Origin of the sequence: Chitinophaga agrisoli, assembly GCF_008386695.1 — a bacterium.
Classification (GTDB): Bacteria; Bacteroidota; Bacteroidia; order Chitinophagales; family Chitinophagaceae; genus Chitinophaga; species Chitinophaga agrisoli.
Genome location: NZ_VUOC01000002.1, coordinates 24079 through 43743 on the forward strand (window position 1 = coordinate 24079; position 19665 = coordinate 43743).

12 protein-coding genes are annotated in these 19665 nt (G+C 50.1%); 9 read left to right on the plus strand and 3 right to left on the minus strand.

The annotated features are described in order from the left end of the window. Positions 1-257: 257 nt before the first annotated feature. The gene (locus tag F0L74_RS07600) at positions 258-2639 is read right to left on the minus strand and encodes a TonB-dependent receptor (protein WP_149837273.1); all 2382 of its coding nucleotides are present in this window, start codon (positions 2637-2639) and stop codon (positions 258-260) included. 573 nt (positions 2640-3212) lie between these two features. Here F0L74_RS07600 and F0L74_RS07605 point away from each other — a divergent pair. From F0L74_RS07605 to F0L74_RS07635, 7 genes are all read left to right on the plus strand, one after another. Beyond that, positions 3213-5201 carry an ABC-F family ATP-binding cassette domain-containing protein gene (locus F0L74_RS07605; protein ID WP_149837274.1) on the plus strand — a complete coding sequence of 663 codons (1989 nt, stop codon included), beginning with the start codon at positions 3213-3215 and terminating at the stop codon, positions 5199-5201. A gap of 131 nt (positions 5202-5332) precedes the next feature. Beyond that, positions 5333-6019 carry a response regulator transcription factor gene (locus F0L74_RS07610; RefSeq protein WP_149837275.1) on the plus strand — a complete coding sequence of 229 codons (687 nt, stop codon included), beginning with the start codon at positions 5333-5335 and terminating at the stop codon, positions 6017-6019. 17 nt (positions 6020-6036) lie between these two features. Beyond that, positions 6037-7407, plus strand: a complete 1371-nt coding sequence (locus tag F0L74_RS07615; protein WP_149837276.1) for a sensor histidine kinase — start codon at positions 6037-6039, stop codon at positions 7405-7407. 27 nt (positions 7408-7434) lie between these two features. Then, positions 7435-7896 carry a hypothetical protein gene (locus F0L74_RS07620; RefSeq protein ID WP_149837277.1) on the plus strand — a complete coding sequence of 154 codons (462 nt, stop codon included), beginning with the start codon at positions 7435-7437 and terminating at the stop codon, positions 7894-7896. A gap of 174 nt (positions 7897-8070) precedes the next feature. Beyond that, complete coding sequence (locus F0L74_RS07625) at positions 8071-9339, plus strand: TolC family protein (protein WP_149837278.1); 1269 nt, start codon at positions 8071-8073, stop codon at positions 9337-9339. 35 nt (positions 9340-9374) lie between these two features. Beyond that, positions 9375-10463 carry an efflux RND transporter periplasmic adaptor subunit gene (locus tag F0L74_RS07630; RefSeq protein ID WP_149837279.1) on the plus strand — a complete coding sequence of 363 codons (1089 nt, stop codon included), beginning with the start codon at positions 9375-9377 and terminating at the stop codon, positions 10461-10463. Between the two features lie 88 nt (positions 10464-10551). Further along, a complete protein-coding gene (locus F0L74_RS07635; protein ID WP_149837280.1) occupies positions 10552-13650 on the plus strand; it encodes an efflux RND transporter permease subunit in 3099 nt (1032 codons plus the stop codon). Between the two features lie 627 nt (positions 13651-14277). On the opposite strand, the gene F0L74_RS07640 is transcribed toward F0L74_RS07635, so the two are convergent. Together F0L74_RS07640 and F0L74_RS07645 are read right to left on the minus strand one after the other, a co-directional pair. Beyond that, the gene (locus tag F0L74_RS07640) at positions 14278-14958 is read right to left on the minus strand and encodes a hypothetical protein (protein ID WP_149837281.1); all 681 of its coding nucleotides are present in this window, start codon (positions 14956-14958) and stop codon (positions 14278-14280) included. Between the two features lie 3 nt (positions 14959-14961). Next, a complete protein-coding gene (locus tag F0L74_RS07645; protein WP_188315906.1) occupies positions 14962-17532 on the minus strand; it encodes a T9SS type A sorting domain-containing protein in 2571 nt (856 codons plus the stop codon). Between the two features lie 345 nt (positions 17533-17877). Between F0L74_RS07645 and F0L74_RS07650 the strand changes: the two genes are divergently transcribed. Both F0L74_RS07650 and F0L74_RS07655 read left to right on the plus strand, forming a co-directional pair. Next, complete coding sequence (locus tag F0L74_RS07650; RefSeq protein WP_188315907.1) at positions 17878-18909, plus strand: sensor histidine kinase; 1032 nt, start codon at positions 17878-17880, stop codon at positions 18907-18909. Then, positions 18906-19619: a LytR/AlgR family response regulator transcription factor gene (locus F0L74_RS07655; RefSeq protein ID WP_149837284.1), complete on the plus strand. Its 714-nt coding sequence runs from the start codon at positions 18906-18908 to the stop codon at positions 19617-19619. Before F0L74_RS07650 ends, F0L74_RS07655 begins: the two co-directional genes overlap by 4 nt. Positions 19620-19665 lie beyond the last annotated feature (46 nt).

Here is a 19665-nt window from a genome sequence, read left to right on the forward strand (position 1 = left end):
TAAGCGCTTAGCTCCTCGCTGTTAGCCTTTAGCTTGAAATAAAAATAAATGCTTGCGAAGATAAGAAATTTTTTAGCTGGGAGGTAGTAGCTAGCTTTTAGCCGTTTGCTTTTAGCCCTGTTACCGCAGGCACAGGCTCCAAAATAATCAGCACAGGGCGGCCAGCTGGCTTTTAACCAATTACCGCAAACACAGGCTCCTAAAATAACCACAGGCAGTGCAGCCCAATAGCAGCCGCCCCGCTAATGGCTAAAAGCTTAAAACTTAAAATTCCAGGTAACAGACGGCAACACAGGGAACAGCGATACCTGCCGGGCCCTGATGGTCAGGTTATTGCCCAGTACCCCGCCGGTCTGGTCAAAATACAGGAAGTACGGGTTCATACGGCTGTACACGTTATACACAGAAAACGCCCAGCTGCTCTGGAACCGCCGGGGCCGCGGCTTTGGGGTATAAACGGCGGAAAGGTCCAGCCGGTGATAGGGCGCCATCCGGTACCCGTTAATATTGCCATATTCCTGCACCAGCGAGCCCTCCACCATATAGAACTGTTCCGGCAGCGTGGTGGTATTGCCGGAGCCATAGATAAAGACAGACGAGATTGTCCAGCGTTTTGTCAGCTGATAATTGCCCACCAGCACCAGGTCATGCCGCCGGTCATACTTGGCAGGGAACTTACGCCCCTGGTTCAGCGCCGGGAACTTACGCCAGGTCCAGGCCAGGGTATACCCTATCCAGCCGGTGAACCGGCCTTTGGTCTTATTAATAAAGAATTCCGCCCCATAGGCCCAGCCCTTGCCAAACACAAAATCATCCTCCGGATCGCTGATCGAAGGGGTATACCCCTGCCGGTACTCGATCTGGTGCTGCATATCTTTATAGTAGGTCTCTACAGAGGTTTCCCACATATTGTCCTTAAAATTGTGATAATAACCCAGCGAGTACTGCCAGGAGATCTGTGGCCTTACCTTATAGGTGCTGGGCACCCAAAGATCCGTAGGCAGCGTGGTACCCGCATTGGATACCAGGTGAATGAACTGGTAATTGCGGGTCACAGACGCCTTGATGGATTGCCGCTGGTTCCATCCATACCGCAGGATGGCCCGGGGCTCAAACCCGCCATAGGAACGTACGGGCTGTCCGCCGCTATATACGGCGCTGTCTATCTTTATCCCGTTATTACCGCGCTGGTACCGCGTATAAGGCCCGATCTGCTGAAAACCGCTGTAACGTACGCCGGCATTCAGTTTCAGTTTGGGTGATATCTCCCAGTCATCAGAGATATACAACGCCGCCTCATGGGCGTATTTCCGGAAAGCATTGTCCGGGCTAAAACCGGTGCTATCCTGCTTACCCGATACCGAGAAGGGCGTGAACCGGTGATAGATATAATTACCGCCAAACTTGATATGATGGCGCAGGCTCGCAAAATAGTCGAAGTCCAGCTTACCATTTACATCACTGATACCGGACGACAGGCGGATATCAAAATTATTCTGCACGCCCCAGAAACTGAACCGGTAGTCGTTATAGATGACAGACGTATTGGCAAACAATTTATTACTGAACACATGGTTCCAGCGCAAAGTAGCCGTAGTATTGCCCCAGGGGATGCTTGCGTCGAATGTACGGGAACCGCTTTTGAAAGTGAATACATCCCGGCCAAAATAACCGCTCAGGTATACCCGGTCCTTATCGGAAAAGGTATAGTTCATCTTCATATTCAGATCATAGAAATAATACCCGGATCCGGCATAGGTGCTGGTTTTGCTGATGAATGGCTTAGTGACTAGGTCAATATACGTACGGCGGCCGGATACAATAAAGGATGCCTTATTCTTCTTCAAAGGCCCCTGTAACGAAAGCCGCGAAGCGATCAGCCCAATCCCCCCTTCGCCCTGCAGATGCTGGTTATTGCCTTCCTTCATGCTCACATCCACCACGGATGACAAACGGCCACCGTAATTAGCCGGCATGCCCCCTTTGATAAGCGAGATATTCCGGATAGCGTCCGCGTTAAAGATCGAAAAGAACCCAAAAAGATGCCCCGTGTTATATACCGGCGCTTCGTCCAGCAGGATCAGGTTCTGATCAGGGCCGCCGCCCCGTACATAAAAGCCGGCATTGCCTTCGCCCGCCGCCTGAACGCCCGGCATTAATTGCAGGGTCTTCAGCATATCCACTTCGCCCAGGAAGGAGGGCAGTTTTTTAGCGTCCGATGCGGACATTTCCACCCGGCCCATTTCCGTGCTTTCTACATGTTTGTTCTTACGTTTGTCCGTGATCACCACTTCTTGCGCCTGGTAGGCCCTGGGGGCCAGCGCTATATTCAATGATTGATCCCTGGACAGCATCACTTCCTGCTCCTGCTCCACAAATCCCAGGTAAGAGCATACCAGCGTGTACTTACCTGCCGGCAGGCTCAGTGCATAAAAGCCATAATTATTGGCTTGTACGCCCCGTTGACTGCCCTTTACGTAGATGGTAGCGCCGGTAAGCGATTCCCCGTTGGAGCTGTCGCGCACATAACCGCTAACGGTGTATTTCTGTTGTGAAAAAGTCAATAAGCTGGCACACACGAAGAGTACTGACAGTACAAAACGCAGCAGCAGGTTGAGATATGGTGAAAACGTGCTCATAAAGGCCCACTGTTCTTGATGGATTAGGTTTTTCCTTTCCTGGTTCGTTCGTTGGTAATGCCTGCTATCGTTTACGCCTTACTGTTATAGCACTCTCCCGGAGACGGGAAAATGGTAGATCGCTGATTCCGCGCAGGTTTTCATAGGTATCCGGGTATCACATGCTCTCACACTCCGGGAGCAAAGATAGACAAAAAGTTGAGAGCTGGTAATGATGAGAATGGTGCTTAACTTAATAATAAGACAGTGAGTAAGTTAAAGGCTGCTAAATCCATAATTTATTTTAGCAGGACGATGTTTTTCCGTAAATTCCATGTTCATTATTAAAGGGATATTACCCCCTTACCCGCTCCCCCTTCTCCGCTCCTCAACACCCCATTAATCCCAAGTCCACCTTTTTTCCACGCTAAGCCCATTATTCCCAGTACTATAAGAGGCCTTTACCCCATCAATGCATCGCCCATTCTCCAGGTAACACTCCCCGCCCCCTCCCCAACCTTCTTTCCCCCGCCCACCGGACTATGAATTACAATTATTACCTTTGCATGCTTTAATTAACATTTATCTACAAACATGCTGATTGCGCTACAGGATATAACCTTCGAATTCGGAGCAAGGATCATCGTTGAAGACGCCTCCTGGCACATCGTTCCAGGCGACCGCGTTGGGCTGATAGGACTAAACGGTACCGGTAAATCCACCCTTTTAAGGATCATCAACGGAGAATACTCCATTTCCAAAGGCAGTGTGAACAAGATCAGGAACCTGAGCATCGGGTTCTTTAACCAGGACCTTCTAAGCTTTGAGACCGACGAATCCATCCTCTCCGTGGGTATGACCGCCTTTGCCGAAGCCCTCGAGCTCGAAAAAGACATCGAGCGCATCACCCAGGAACTGGAACATAACCAGACAGAAGCCCTCCTGCACGAATTCAGCGATAAACTCCACGCCTTCGAAGCCCTGGACGGCTACAATATGCGCCACCGCACCGCCCAGGTACTGGAAGGCCTTGGCTTTAGCACCGCCGACCTGGACCGCCCCTATAGCGAGTTCTCCGGTGGATGGCGGATGCGCGTGCTCCTCGCCAAACTGATCCTCCAGCAGCCGGACGTACTTATGCTGGATGAACCCACGAACCACCTGGACCTTCCCTCCATCGAATGGCTGGAAAGGTACCTCCAGAACTATAATGGCGCCGTGATCATCGTTTCCCACGACCGCTACTTCCTTGACCGGATGGTAAATAAGATCGTAGAGCTCTACCAGCAGCAACTGCATCACTATACCGGCAACTACGAAGATTACGAACGGGAAAAGGACCTGCGCCGTGATCTGCAACAACGCGCTTACGAAAACCAGCAGGAATATATCCGCCAGCAGGAGCGCTTTATCGAGCGCTTTAAAGCAAAGGCCTCCAAAGCCGCCCAGGCCCAGAGTGCCATGAAACGGCTGGACAGGCTGGATCGTGTAGAGCAGGTAGACAGCGCCCCCTCCAAGATCCGCATCAACTTTAGCGTAGATAAGATGCCCGGTAAGATCTTATGCACCCTCTCCGGTATCTCCAAGAAATTTGGCGATATCAGTATCCTGGACAATGCCAGCGCAGAGATCAACCGTGGTGACAAGATAGCCCTGATAGGCGCCAACGGTAAAGGTAAATCCACCCTGCTGCGCATTATTGCCGGTACAGAGCCTATGGAGGGCGAACGTACCCCCGGCCATAACGTAGTTACCTCTTTTTATGCCCAGCACCAGCTGGAAAGCCTGCACCTCGACAGCGCCATCCTCGATGAGCTGAAGAACACCAGCAGCGGCCGTAACGAGCTTGAGCTCCGCTCCCTCCTGGGCTGTTTCCTGTTCACCGGGGATGATGTATTCAAAAAGATCCGCATCCTTTCCGGTGGAGAGAAAGCCCGCGTGGCCCTGGCCAAATCCATCATCAGCCAGGCGAACTTTATGCTGCTGGATGAGCCCACCAACCACCTGGATATGAACTCCGTGCAGATGCTGATTGACGCGTTGGGTAAATATGAAGGCAGCCTGGTGATCGTATCCCACGACCGCTACTTCGTAAGCCAGACCGCCAACAAGATCTGGGAGATCATTGACGGCCAGATCAAGGAATTCAAAGGCACCTACGCAGAATACGAAGACTGGAAGAAACGGCAGGCCGCTGCCCTGGCGCCCCCTAAAGGCGGCAAAGGAGGCAAAAAAGGCAATGCGGGAAATAATACGGCAGACAACGCCCCCGAACCGGCGCCCGTAAACAATGTAAAGGAAGCGCCCGTGGCCGCCCCGGCAAAGAACGCCCCTATCGATAAAGACGCCCAGAAAGAGCTGCAGAAACAACAAAAGCAGTTCCAGCAGCTGGAAAAAGAGCTGGCTAAGCTGAACGAGCAAAAGCAACAGCTGGAAGCCAAACTGGGTGATCCGGAAATATACAGCGACAAAAACAAGTTCCAGCAGGCAGAAACCGCCTATAAACAGGCCGTAAAAGACCTGGAAAAGGTAACTAAACAATATGAAGAGGTATTCGAGAAGCTGATGGAAATGGATAACTAGCCTTTAGCTGTGGGCGGCTTAGCTGGCTGTAATAACAATTCAGCCAGCGCCGGAATTACCTGAAAGCCAGTCACTGACAGCTAAAAGCCACGCGCTAACAGCTAAAAGCTAACCGCTAAAGCTAAATCAACATGCAAAGGATCCTGGTAGTAGAGGATGAAGTCAAAGTAGCCAATGCCGTAAAAAAAGGCCTGGAAGAGAATGGCTTTGAAGTAGACGTTGCCTACGACGGCCGTATGGGCAAAAGCCTGGCCGCCAGCAGCAACTACGACCTGGTGATACTCGACCTGAACCTGCCCCATAGCAATGGCTACGAGGTATGCGAGGTGATACGGCACAAGAACAACCGCGTGCCCATCATCATGCTCACCGCCCTGGGCGGCATGGACGATAAAATGCAGGCCTTTGAGCTGGGCGCCGATGACTACCTGGTAAAACCCTTCGACTTCCGGGAGCTGCTGGCCCGTATCCGCGTATTCCTCAAACGCGCCGGCTCCGATGTACAGGAAAACACCCTCTACAAGATCGTGATCGCAGACCTGGAAATAGACCGGGAAAAGAAAGAGGTCACCCGCAGCGGCAAACGCATTAACCTTACCGCCAAAGAATACCAGCTGCTGGAATTCCTGGCCCTCCATAAGGGTAAGGTCATCTCCAAACTCACCATCGCGGAAAAGGTCTGGGATATCGACTTTGATACCGGCACCAACGTGATAGAGGTCTACATGAACTTCCTCCGCAAGAAGATAGACAAGGACTTTGAACAAAAGCTGCTGCACACAAAAACCGGCATGGGATATTATCTGGCAGAGGAATAACCCGCCGGCACACTACCATGAAGATCAAATATAAAATAGCGCTCTACTACACGCTTTCCGCCACCATCCTGCTGGCCTTCTTCGCTACCCTGGCTTATTACTTCTCTGCCCAGTCCAGGAAAGCAGAATACCTGGAGCGCCTGGAGTACCGCGCCCGCTCCATTGCCAATGTGATCATCGAGGACGATACCGTAAAAGTAGACCTGCTCCGCAAACTGGATAAGACCACTTTCCAGGACCTCTACCAGGAAACCATCCTCGTATACACCCCCACCCCCAGCTACGATCTTTTATACTCCAACTTAAAGGATACCACCGTTAGCACCCTCCGCAGCCATCTGGATTATATCAGCCGTAACGGCAGCTATGCCTACGAAAAGGATAGCGACGAAGTGGTAGGCGTTTATTATACAGAAGGCCATATTTCCGTGATCGTGATCGTATCCTCCCTGGATAAATACGGTTTCCAGAACCTCCAGAACCTGAAGCGCATCCTGGTCATAGAGCTCATTGTAGCCGTAGTGCTGCTGGTGGTGATCGGTTATTTTTTCTCCCGGAAGATGGTGGAGCCTATTGACAAACTGGTACAGCAGATGGATACCATCAATGCCAACAACCTCCAGGATACAAAGGTCGATATCCGCGGCCGGGACGAGATCGCAAAGCTGGGCTCCAATTTTAACACCATGCTCCAGCGCCTCAGCACCTCCTTCGACCTGCAGAAAAGTTTTGTGAGCAATGCCTCCCATGAGCTGCGCACGCCCCTGGCCTCCATCATCAGCCAGCTGCAGGTAACCCTTTCCAAGGACCGGGTAAAGGAAGATTATGCCAATGTGCTCAACTCGGTGCTGGAAGACGCCCAGAACCTCTCTGACCTTACCAATGGCCTGCTGCAGCTGGCCCAGTCTGAGCTCAACGAACAACGTTTCACCTTCTACGAAGTACGTATTGACGAGCTCCTGCTGGAGATGGGCAACCTGATCAAACTAAAGCAGAACGGTAAAGTAGACATCCAGTTTGAGAAACTGCCGGAGCTGGATACCCAGGTCACCTGCCAGGGCAACGAGACCTTGCTAAAGATCCTTTTCCTGAACCTGGTGGATAACGCCTGCAAATTTTCTAAAGACAATACCGCCCGCGTAAGCATCGATTTCCATACGCACTACATACAGATCCAGATACGGGACAACGGTATGGGCATTCCACAGGATGAGCAGGAAATGATCTTTGAGCCTTTTTACCGGGGACAGAATGCCCTGCAGACCCGTGGCCACGGCCTGGGCCTGTCCATCTGTAAAAAGATAGTACAGCTGCATAAAGGATATATAACGGTAAGCTCCGTACTAAATGAAGGCACAGTATTTACCGTTTTATTGCCGCATATGTAGTATTTTTAAGACATGCCCCCGAAAACCATGCGTACATATCAGCCCCTTTTTGTATTGCTGCTGACAGCAGTTACATTCAGCGCGTTCACCTTCCCCATGCAAAGCAGAAAGGAAAAACGCATCGCCACCGTATACCTCTTCCTCCGCAACCTTAAAAGCAAAAAAACGCACGAAGTGCGCAACATGCTTGGCTTCCCCCTCACAGACCTCCACCTGGACGAACAAACCCTGGAAGCAGATATAACCAGAGCCGCCGCCCTCCTCAAGGAATACGGCATCCCGGCCCCTGTACGCCTCACCCTGCAAAAAGACACTACCGGCCCTAGAAAATACACCTATATCTCAGCCCCCCTTCCCGTAACCCCGGACGCGGACAAACGCCTCCTGAAAGCCACGATCCGCATCGGTTTCCTCGACGAACTGGATGATAGCAAAGTAGCCCGCTATGAGATCCTCACCGATTACCGCATGTCCGTCATCGAGCCATAACCCACACCCTCCGCAATCCCCTCCTATATTTCCATCAAACACCAACCATCCCTCCATTAACACATTAGCATATTTGCACATCTGCACATCTTTTAAGTTCTTTTTAATCTCCCTTAAAGCCCCCTTTAATTCCCCTTTCAGAGCTTTGTACCCGAATTGAGATGAAACTTTTTTATGAAGCAAAGACTCCGGATGATAACCATCGTCTTATTAGTTTTTACACTAAAAAGCACGGCGCAGGTTATACAGCCAATCACTTTACGGGAAGCTGAGGATACCTTTCTCAATAAAAATTACCAGTTGCTGGCGCAACGTTACCGGATAGACGCGGACAAAGCCCTGATCCAACAGGCTCGTTTATGGAGCAATCCATCCTTTAGCGCAGTACTTGGATTTGGCACTACAGACAGGATCCAGCCTTTTTACGGCGGCAATGGCGGCGAGACCCAATATACAGTAGACCAGCTCATCACCCTGGCAGGCAAACGGAACAAAGAAGTGAAACTGGCTACCCTCAACGCCGCTACCACACAGGCAGAATTTTATGAATTGATGCGCACCCTGCGCCTCCAGTTAAGAAGCAATTACTACCAGCTATACTTCCTCCAGGAAACAGAAAAAGTGTTGCAGGACCAGCTATCAAACCTGCAGAAGATCGTAGACGCATATACGGAAGCAGATAAAAAGGGCAGCGTGGCCCATGCAGACCTGATACGGCTGCGCGCCCTGCTGGTAGGAATGACCAATGATTACAGCGACCTGAAGCAACAGGAACTAGCCTCCCAGACAGGATTTCAGCAACTATTAGGCGGCACCGCGCAATATGCGCCCGAAGTAGATACAGACGCCCTGGCCAGTTACCAGATCGCCAGCTACTCCCTGCCCGCCCTTATAGACACGGCCATGCTAAACCGCCCGGACCTGAAGATAGCGCAGCAACAGCTGCAACAGGCCCAGATGAACTACAGCCTGCAGAAAGCCCTGGCCGTGCCGGACCTGCATGTAGGCGCTACCTACGATAAGAACGGCAGCTACGCCCCCAATTTCGTAGGCCTCACCATGGGTATAGACCTTCCTTTCTGGAACCGCAACCAGGGCAATATCCGCTCTGCCGGTAATCAGATAAAAGTACAGGAGCAAACTTTGGCACAAGGGAATAATGTTATCGCTACGGAAGTCCAGCAGGCATTACGAAAGATCAGCATTATGGATAAACAGTACCAGGCGCTGGATTTCCGCAGCTTTAACCAGGAGTATAACAAGCTGATAGATGAGGTAGCCCTCAACTTCCGCAAAGGCAACATCTCCCTATTACAGTTTATTGATTACTACAACAGCTACAGTGATAATATAAAGAATACGAACAAGCTCCTGATGGACCGTATCACCGCCTATGAAGAATTGAATTTTGTGACGGGCACAGAGCTGTTCAAGGCGCAATAGAAGATATTAATACAATGAAGCTAAAGACAAATATCATGAATCGTTTTTTTGGTCTGATCCTGCTGGTAGCAGGAGCTGCCTGGTGGAGCGGATGTAAGCATACCCAGGCGGAAGACACCGAAAAGGAAACTTTTGTATTAAGCGACACCATGCTGCAAAGCATCCATATAGATACAGCTGCCATCAAACCGGTACAGAACGATCTGCGCCTCTCCGGTAAAGTAACCCCGGATGTGGGTAAGGTACTGAAAGTATACCCCCTCGTAAGCGGATACGTAAAGGATATAAAAGTACAGCTGGGTGATTATGTGCAGAAAGGACAGATCCTGGCAGAGATCCAGAGCGGCGAGATAGCCGATTACGAAAAACAGATGGCCGAAGCCCAGTCAGACCTGGCCGTAGCGGAAAAAGGCCTTAAAGTAGCCCAGGACCTCTACACCAGCCAGCTGAGCACAGAAAAAGACGTCGTGAATGCCCAGGGGGATGTAGACAAAGCCAAAGCAGAAGTGAACCGCCTCAACGATCTCTTCAAGATCTACCGCCGTGGCAAAGGCTCTACCTACCTGGTCACCTCTCCCATCTCCGGCTACATCATCGAAAAGAACATCAACAACAACATGGAGATCCGTACGGATAACAGCCAGAACATCTTTACCGTATCTGAGCTGAATGATATCTGGGTGCTGGCCAACGTGTTCGAAACAGATATTGCCCGCGTAAAAGAAGGCTACGAAGCAGATATCGTCACTATCAGCTACCCGGATACCGTGTACCATGGCCGGGTGGATAAGATCTACAATTTCCTGGATCCCGTGACCAAGACCATGCAGATCAGGATAAAGCTGGATAACAAGGACATGCACCTCAAACCGGAGATGTTTGCCACCGTTACCCTCCATTATGAAGAAGGCAATCAGATGATAGCGGTACCGGAATCGGCCCTCATCTTTGACCGCAGCAAGAATTATGTACTCGTGTTTAAGGATAAATATAATATCCAGGTAAGGGAAGTGGAACCGTATAAGACAGCGGCTGGCATGGCTTACCTGAGCAAAGGACTGAATCCGGGCGAAAAAGTGATCTCCAGGAATCAGTTACTGATCTATAACGCGCTCAATGACTAGACAATTAGCAGTTAGCTGCCAGCGCTTAGCTTTTAGCTATAGTCCGCTCAGATCAAACTAACTGCTAACAGCTAAAGGCTAAAAGCTCATGAACAAATTCATCAGGAACATAGTCGGTTTTTCACTTAAGAATAAACTGTTCGTTTTTATAGCAACGGCGACGCTGATCATATCGGGTATAGTGGCTTTTGTACATACGCCTATAGAAGCGTTTCCGGATGTCACCAATACACAGATCATCATCGTTACCAAATGGAATGGCCGCAGTGCGCAGGAAGTAGAGCGTTTTGTAACGCTACCGGTAGAAGTGGCCATGAATGCCGTACAGAAGAAGACCAGCGTACGTTCCGTGACCATGTTCGGCCTCTCTGTAGTAAAGATCATTTTTGACGATGATGTGGAGGACTTTTTTGCCCGTCAGCAGGTGAACAACATGTTGCAGAGTATTTCTCTGCCGGAAGGCGCAGACCCGGAGATCCAGCCCCCCTACGGCCCTACCGGCGAAATATTCCGCTACTACCTTAAAAGCGACCGCCGCAACTCCCGGGACCTGCTCACCTACCAGAACTGGGTGATAGACCGCCAGCTGCGCAGCGTACCCGGGGTAGCAGATATTGTGGCCTTTGGCGGCCAGGACAAGATCTACGAGATCACCGCAGACCCGGTACGCCTGGCTAAATACGATATTACGCCCCTGGAGCTGTACCAGGCCGTGACCAAAAGCAACATCAACGTAGGCGGAGATGTGATCGAGAAGAACGGACAGGCATATGTAGTACGCGGCATAGGCCTCCTGAACAGCATACCGGACATTGAGAATATAATAGTGGACAATATCAACGGTACGCCCTTGCTGGTGAAGAACGTAGCCACGGTAAGAGAGTCTTCCCTGCCCCGTGTAGGACAGGTAGGACTGGACAAGAATGACGACCTGGTGGAAGGCATTGTGGTGATGCGCAAGGGCGAAAACCCAACGGAAGTACTGGCCCGGCTGAAGGATAAGATCAGGGAGCTCAATGAGACCATCCTTCCATCCGACGTGAAAATGGAAACCTTTTACGACCGGGATACCCTCATGGAGTTCTGCACGCATACCGTCATGCACAACCTCGTTGAAGGTATCCTGTTCGTAACGGTGATCGTGTTCGTATTCATGGCAGACTGGCGCACCACCGTCACGGTATCTATCATTATCCCGCTGGCGCTGCTGTTCGCCTTCCTCTGCCTTCGTATCAAGGGTATGACGGCCAACCTGATCTCCATGGGCGCCATTGACTTTGGTATCATCATAGACGGGGCCGTAGTAATGGTGGAAGGCATCTTCGTGATGCTCGATCACAAAGCACGCCGCTACGGTATGGAGCGTTTTAACAAACTGGCCAAAATGGGCTGGATCAAACAGACCGGCGGAGAGTTGGCCAAAGCCATCTTCTTCTCCAAACTGATCATCATCATTTCCCTCATCCCCATATTCTCCTTCCAGAAAGTGGAAGGAAAGATGTTCTCACCACTTGCATGGACCCTGGGTTTTGCCCTGTTAGGCGCCCTGTTGTTCACGCTCACGTTGGTGCCCGTACTCACCTCGCTGCTGTTAAGGAAGAATGTGAGAGAAAGACACAATCCCGTAGTGATCTTCTTTAACCGCATCGTGATGAAGGGCTTCAACTGGACGTATGGCCATAAACGCCTCAGTATGGTACTGGCCTTTGGGTTCATGCTGGTGACCTTCTTCAGCGCCCGCTGGATGGGCACAGAGTTTTTACCGCAGCTCAATGAGGGCTCCCTTTGGGTGACGACTGAGCTGCCCATGAGTATGTCGCTCACAGAAAGCGTAAAGATGGCCCATGCCATCCGCCAGGACCTGGGCGGTTTCCCGGAAGTGAAACGCGTGCTCTCCCAGGTAGGCCGCTCCAACGACGGTACAGACCCTAACGGCTTCTACTTTGTACAGTACCAGGTAGACCTGGCCGACAAAAAGGATTGGAAACGCAAGATCACCCAGGATGACCTGATCAGCCAGATGGAACAACGGCTTAAGAAGTACCCGGGCATTATCCTGAACTTCTCCCAGCCCATCAGCGACAACGTGTCCGAAGCAGTGGCCGGTTTTAAGGCCGCCAACGGGGTAAAGATCTATGGGGATGACCTTACCAAGCTGGAAAGCCTGTCCCAGCAGGTAATAGACCGGCTCAAGACCGTGCGCGGCATCCGCGACCTGGGCGTGATCCGGAATATCGGTCAGCCGGAAATGAGCATTAACCTGGCAGACAACATGATGGCCCTGTACGGCGTAAACACCGCCGATGCACAGGCCGTAATAGAAATGGCCATAGGCGGCAAAACCGCTACCCAGCTCTATGAGGGCGAGAAGAAATTCGATATCCGGATCCGGTACGACGCCAATTACCGTAAAACGGAAGAAGACCTGCGCAACCTGCTGGTGCCCACCCAAAGCGGTAACAAAGTACCGCTGAAGGAGATCGCCACCATCACCACCATCACCGGGCCGGCCTTCATATACCGCGATGGCAACAAACGCTTCATTGGCGTTAAGTTCTCCGTCCGCGACCGCGACCTGGGCAGCACCATCGCGGAAGCGCAATCCAAAGTGAACGCCACCGTAAAACTGCCCAAAGGCTACAGCGTTGGCTGGACCGGCGAATTCGAGAACCAGGTACGCGCCACCGGGCGGCTGGCGCAGGTAGTACCGGTAAGTATAGTGGCCATCTTTATTGTGCTGTTCATTATGCTGGGCAACGTAAAAGACGCCGGCCTGGTATTGCTGAACGTGCCTTTTGCCCTTATAGGCGGTATACTGGCCATCCATGTCACTGGTATCAATTTCGGTATCTCTGCCGGTGTAGGCTTTATCGCACTGTTCGGCATCTGTATCCAGAACGGCGTGATCCTGATCTCCGTGTTCCATAAGAACCTGCAATCAGGCCTGAAGCTGAACGAGGCCATCCGCCATGGCGTAGAGTCCCGGGTAAGGCCCGTAGTGATGACCGCCATGATGGCCGCCATCGGCCTCATACCGGCCGCTATATCGCATGGCGTAGGCTCTGAGACGCAGAAACCACTGGCCATCATCGTGATCGGCGGGTTAATTACAGCAACGGTACTAACGCTGCTAGTATTCCCGATCATTTTTTATGGCGCGTATAAAAGCAAGAAAGAAGCAATGTAAAACATATTGACTGGTTTTAGTTCGCATATAGGTTGATAGAATGGACATGCAAATGCAGCTCTCGAAGAGATGGATCTTCCTGAACTGGTTTCATGCTCAATTACTCCGCCCCGCCACAGAGGAAAGAACGCGGGGCGGATTCTTTCCCTTTTCGGTAAAGATCGTTAAGGGCTCAGTATTAAAGTATTTACTGGTTTTAGTTCGCATATAGGTTGATAGAATGGACCATGCTAATACAGTTCTGGAAGAGATGGATCTTCTTAAACTGGTTTCATGCTCAATTACTCCGCCCCGCCGCAGAGGATACAACGCGGGGCGGATTCTTTCCTTCAACGGGATGAATGATCAGTGCAGCTGGGAAATGATATTACAGGCTCATTATAAACAGGTTTAACGTTTTTAGTTCGCATATAGGTTGATAGAATGGAACATGTTAATGCAGTGCCGGAAGAGATTAATTTTCCTAAACTGGTTTCATGCTCAATTACTCCGCCCCGCCGCAGAGGATACAACGCGGGGCGGATTCCTTTTTTTCCGTCACCATTCCATTAAACCAGGCATAAGACGGCCACTAACCGTAAGGGCCCTAGCCCGGCGGCGGTGGAAACAACGCGGGAGAGATCCCTTTTAATTTACATGGAACTGGAAAACGCCGGAATCAGCGGTATTCCCTTTTGCATCATGCGTGACGATGCGCCAGTAATAGTTCGTATTGACGTTAACGGCAACATCGTTCAGGAACATATCAGTGATATCACTTTTAAAAAGCGGCGGGGTTGCCGTGTTACCCAGGTACACATCATATCCTGCAATATCATTGTCCACATCGCTCCCTTCCCACTCCAGCTTTATTTTCCCGCCTGTCGCAGTAACGGCGGCTCCAAAGGCCGGAGCCCGAAGGGTAGCCGGAAATGGGGAATAAGCCGTACTACCAGGGCCGGCGTTATAGAATTTCCAGGTATCGCTTACCGTAACCACCGTGGAGCTTGTGGATATAGAGCGGATAAACCAGGAATACGGCGTACCGCGCAATAGGTTAACAACCGCCTGGTTAGTGGCTACAGCTTTCGTAACGCTTGCCTGGGTTAAAAGGTTCTTAATAACCAGCTCATAACTATCCGTGTTGTCTGATCCGTTCCAGCTGAACTGTATAGTGCTCAGCGAGTCAGCTACCACTGTACCGCTGGTGCATGCCGCATTCTGGGCAGGGAAAACAAGGGTGGCTTTGCCCGGCGCAACCACCTCTTCGTCCTTCCCTCCACAACCAGCTGCCATCAATACAAGTATCAGAAAAAAGTACTTATTCATGTTTTACAATTTCATTATTTTGAAAACACTCACTTCATTATCCGCAGTTAACTTTAGTATATAGGAAGCCGTATGCAGCGTTGATACATTCAGGGAAATGAGACCTGACTGATTAGCAAATTCGCGCGAATACACCAATTTCCCTTCCAGGTCATAGATCGTTATAATACCCTTCTTTATATTATCCGCACCCAGGTTAAGCCGGATCGTATTATGAAAGGGGTTAGGATAAACCATATTCCCCGCGTCTAAAGTCACGCGTTTGCTTACCGTTCCCTGGCATGCTTTATCAGTAGTCACCATTATTTCATTCACTCCGCTGTTGAGCGCCAGGGTTAGCTGGCTGTTGCTGGTGGTAATGGTGGCGTCATTCAACGTAACATTATACAGATCCGCGCCGCTCATTGATAAGGTTAGTTCCCTGGCCCTTTCATTCACCGCCATATAAACAGAAAGATCCTTGGGTTGGCCAATAACGGATGTAAAACATTGCTCGTAAGTGGGCTGGCCGGCTACCGTTAAACATACTTTGTACGTACCGGCCGCCAGGTCCTTGATCCTGATTGAGGTAGTGAAATGATAGGCGGTATCTACCCCATTGCCGGTAACCGTTGCCGTATAGTTACTGTTCTGCACTGACGTGATAAGAATGGAACCGTTGGCCGCCCCAACACAGCTGGCACTGGTATTGGATAACTTAAAATTATTTTCCGGCAGGGAATAGAGGTATGTAAACCCGGCCAGGGTATCCGCTCCCCCCGCTGCAGCAACTATTACGCTGCCGCTTGCTCCCGCGCCAACAGTGGCCATTATAACTGAATAGCCAACAACAGAGAACGAATCGGCGGGCACACCGCCCAGGGAAACTGCGCTTACATCAATGAAATTCTTTCCTTTAATAGATACAGTAGCCCCGGCTATTGCCGTATCCGGAGCAATGGAGATAATATGAGGCATTAAACTGCCCGATGGAATATTGTACTTATAAAGTGTTCCTCCCAATGCCAGGTAAAACCCATCGTTAACATAGTAGGTTTCTCCCTGTATCCCAGAAACACGGGTAAAAGAGGTTGAGCTATCTGTATAATATCTGCCGGACGCATAATGCATGAACATAGCTTTTCCGTCAGCGCCGAGCAAATCCACACTACTAACCGTCGAAAAAAAGCTCAATTGTTTTACTGTTTTATCCGGCGACCATAACCATACCTGGCTGCCCTTATTAAACAGTGCGTAGCCATCGTTCAGGGCATATGAACGCGTTGTAGTAAAATCCGGATGGCCCAAATTATAATCCACCGTTCCAACGCGGAGATGTACTGAATCATTTTTACCCCCATATTGCACCTTCGAATAAATAATATTATTCCCCTCCACTATCGCAGAACCATTGAAATAATCGTTGTCATTCGTTATTTGTGTGGTAGTTTGGGCGCTGATTGAATATTTAAACAAATTGGAAGCGTTCACAGAACTGCTTACACTATAAGCAACATCCCCTTCCGGGCTTAGATAACCTCCGTTAGTGGACAGGTTAGGCCCGATAAAGATTGTATGCAGTGTTGTCAGATCTGTTATGGCTATATTACTTCTGTCGTTTGGCCACATTAAATAATTACCGGCGCTTTTCACATCAAAGCGACTGGTGGTACCTAAAGGCTCTGAAATATTTAGCAGGGCCCCGTTTCTCCATAGGTAGGCATGGTATCTGCTACCTGGTCCTGTTGCACCTAACGCAGTTTTATATTTGATAATAAAAGCCGCTCCACCCTGGCATAACGTTCCTCTCATATCTGAAGCGCTGTCTTGCATAGGTCCCAGGTCAACAGCCTCGATGCTTGAGTCCAGCGTATTTACGATGTTATAATGCTTAAAATTATTGCGATCAATTACCATCATCAACACCCGGTGATCTTTAAAGTCCATGATCTGACCAATACTGGTAAGACAAGGCGACAGAAAGCTGCTATTATCCCGGTAAACAGGTACCCGCATGGTTGTTTCCTGGTTACTACTGTCGATAGCTGAAAAAACGATATCAAATTTGGTTGCGTTAATATTGGGAATCACGTCCACCAGGGTATCTATGCTGTTTACAAACTCAAGCTTGAACGAGCCTTGACTGCTTTCTATCTTGCCTTTGCAATGGGCGCTTCCAACATCGCTTACATTTGCCTTAATATGGAGCTTATGCTGGTAAGAGGTATAGTCTACCGGTGATACTACAGCTAAAACCGGATAGCTGTCAAAAATAAAATCTTTCGTAGCCGTCTGCGAGTTCCCGAATACATCCTTTGCAAATACTACCAGGTGCTGTACACCCTGGGGAAGCCCTGTCAGGGACAAAGCGCCCAAATACGCCCTACGGTCCTGATCATATACCAGCGGAGTACTTCTGTCTTCCACCGCGGCCCAGATAGTATCCAGTTCATAGGTTGACGAGACGCCAACCACAATGTCCAGGTGATCATCGTTTCTTGCCGCCGAGCCAACAGGAGAACCAATAGAGATGCCGATGGCGGCCTTTCCGGCAATGGGGACAATAAGGAGTAGCCCTAATAGCCATGTTTTCATTAGATATAAGTCAGGGATTTTCATACTACTGAAAGTATTTATGCCGTTAAAAATACTGATTTGTCCGGAGATGACAAAACAGCAGATCTATTTAGTAACATGATAATCACTATATTGCCCTTAACATTTTCCATTGTATTATAAAACTTTGACACTAAACCGGCGTAGTGATCAAGTCGCTGGTATTTAACTGCAATGATCAATTTTTATGGCCTGGAATGGTCATTATTCCGCTAAAATAATTTTAATTTTACCCTGCAACCTATTCCATTCGTCAGGCAAAAGATGCATCATATGTAAGAACGCCCCAACAATCAGTGCGAACCATTAAATTGCCACATGACTATGCATCACATATTCTCCCTGCCTAAACTGCTCCATGCCTTTTTCTGGATGGCTTTTTTTGCTGTGTGGGTACTGCTGCGCATAGATGATTACCCCGCCTTGGAGGCCACCCTCTGGGCCGGCCTGCTCAAGGTGGTCACACTGGCCGGCGCTGTATATTTTACCAATTATGTGCTGATCCCCCACCTGTTATACCGGCAGCGGTATGCCGCCTTTTTTATCGCCTTTGCCGCCCTCATTGGCGGTACAGGCTGGCTGGTGATACAGTTGCTGAACCTGGTGCTGGCGCCCTATGCGGCGCAGATCTCCCAAATGCCCAATACCACCTGGAACAGCCAGCTGTATGATGTATACATTCCCCTGTTCTTTATGGTAGGCGCCATTACCGGCATACAATTCTACATAGACCGCCTTAAAACGCAGCATCGCCTCCAGAGCGCGCTACGGGCAGGCGCAGAGCAGGAGCTGCAATACCTCAAGGCACAGATCAACCCGCATGCATTATTCAACTCCCTTAATGCCGTATACTTCCTCATAGATAAAGAGAACAAACAGGCCCGCGATATGCTGATGCAATTCGCCAACCTACTGCGCTACCAACTGTACGATTCCAATACCGACGCCATCCCCATAGAAAAAGAAACACAGTACGTAGCCAATTACATCGCCATTCAGCAGCTGCGGCATAATGAGCACTGCGAGGTATCTTTTTATTGCGATCCTGCCATCCATCATTTCACCATAGCGCCCCTGCTGCTCATCCCCTTTGTAGAGAATGCTTTTAAACATGTCTCCGCCCATGTGCATGCCCCTAACCAGGTATCCATCGCCCTCAAACGGATAGGGCATTACCTGCGCCTCCAAACCTATAATACCCGTGATCAGCGCCCGCCCCTTGATCCTAAACACAGCGGCATAGGACTGGCCAATGTAAGGCGACGCCTGGAATTACTGTACCCGGAACGGCATAGCCTGCAGATCCAGGAAACAGAACAGGACTTTCACGTAACTTTAGACATCCGCGTTATATGAAACTACAATGCATGATAGTAGACGATGAGCCGCTGGCCCGCAAAGGCCTGCAGGAATACTGCGCGGATATCGACTTCCTGGAAGTAACCGCCGTATGCGATAACCCCGTACAAGCCGTTACCCTGCTGCAACAGCAACCCGTACACCTCCTGCTCCTGGATATCCAGATGCCCCGCATCAATGGCCTGGACCTGCTCCGCTCCCTGCCCCAGCCGCCGCTGGTGATCTTTACCACCGCCCACCCGGAATATGCCCTCCAGGGCTTTGAGCTGGATGTGATCGACTACCTCCTTAAACCCATTGCCTTTGAGCGTTTCCTCAAAGCGGCCGTAAAAGCCCGCTCCTATTTTGAGCTACAGCAAAGACCCGCTACCACCAACGCCAACGCCTATTTCTTTATCAAATGCGATAATGGCCTGGAACGTATTTATTTTGACGATATCCTGTTTGCAGAAGCCCTCCAGAATTATGTAGTGCTGCATACCCCGCAGCGCAAATACATCACCTACCTTACCTTCAAAGCAGTGGAAGATTATCTGCCCGGCGAGCAATTCCTGCGGGTGCATAAATCCTATATTGTAGCGCTGTCTAAAATAGAGCGTATAGCCGGCAATGACCTGATCATGGGGCCGCATTTTATCCCGGTTAGCCGGCATTTAAAGGATAATGTGATGGAAAAAATATTGAAGGATAAATTTCTGAAACGTTAATACATTATATTGCGGATCAAACAGTTAACCAAACCAACCAGATTGA

Coding starts and splice junctions, on each gene's coding strand:
- F0L74_RS07600 (WP_149837273.1), bottom strand. CDS start 2,639: ATGAGCACGTTTTCACCATATCTCAACCTGCTGCTGCGTTTTGTACTG.
- F0L74_RS07605 (WP_149837274.1), top strand. CDS start 3,213: ATGCTGATTGCGCTACAGGATATAACCTTCGAATTCGGAGCAAGGATC.
- F0L74_RS07610 (WP_149837275.1), top strand. CDS start 5,333: ATGCAAAGGATCCTGGTAGTAGAGGATGAAGTCAAAGTAGCCAATGCC.
- F0L74_RS07615 (WP_149837276.1), top strand. CDS start 6,037: ATGAAGATCAAATATAAAATAGCGCTCTACTACACGCTTTCCGCCACC.
- F0L74_RS07620 (WP_149837277.1), top strand. CDS start 7,435: ATGCGTACATATCAGCCCCTTTTTGTATTGCTGCTGACAGCAGTTACA.
- F0L74_RS07625 (WP_149837278.1), top strand. CDS start 8,071: ATGAAGCAAAGACTCCGGATGATAACCATCGTCTTATTAGTTTTTACA.
- F0L74_RS07630 (WP_149837279.1), top strand. CDS start 9,375: ATGAATCGTTTTTTTGGTCTGATCCTGCTGGTAGCAGGAGCTGCCTGG.
- F0L74_RS07635 (WP_149837280.1), top strand. CDS start 10,552: ATGAACAAATTCATCAGGAACATAGTCGGTTTTTCACTTAAGAATAAA.
- F0L74_RS07640 (WP_149837281.1), bottom strand. CDS start 14,958: ATGAATAAGTACTTTTTTCTGATACTTGTATTGATGGCAGCTGGTTGT.
- F0L74_RS07645 (WP_188315906.1), bottom strand. CDS start 17,532: ATGAAAACATGGCTATTAGGGCTACTCCTTATTGTCCCCATTGCCGGA.
- F0L74_RS07650 (WP_188315907.1), top strand. CDS start 17,878: ATGCATCACATATTCTCCCTGCCTAAACTGCTCCATGCCTTTTTCTGG.
- F0L74_RS07655 (WP_149837284.1), top strand. CDS start 18,906: ATGAAACTACAATGCATGATAGTAGACGATGAGCCGCTGGCCCGCAAA.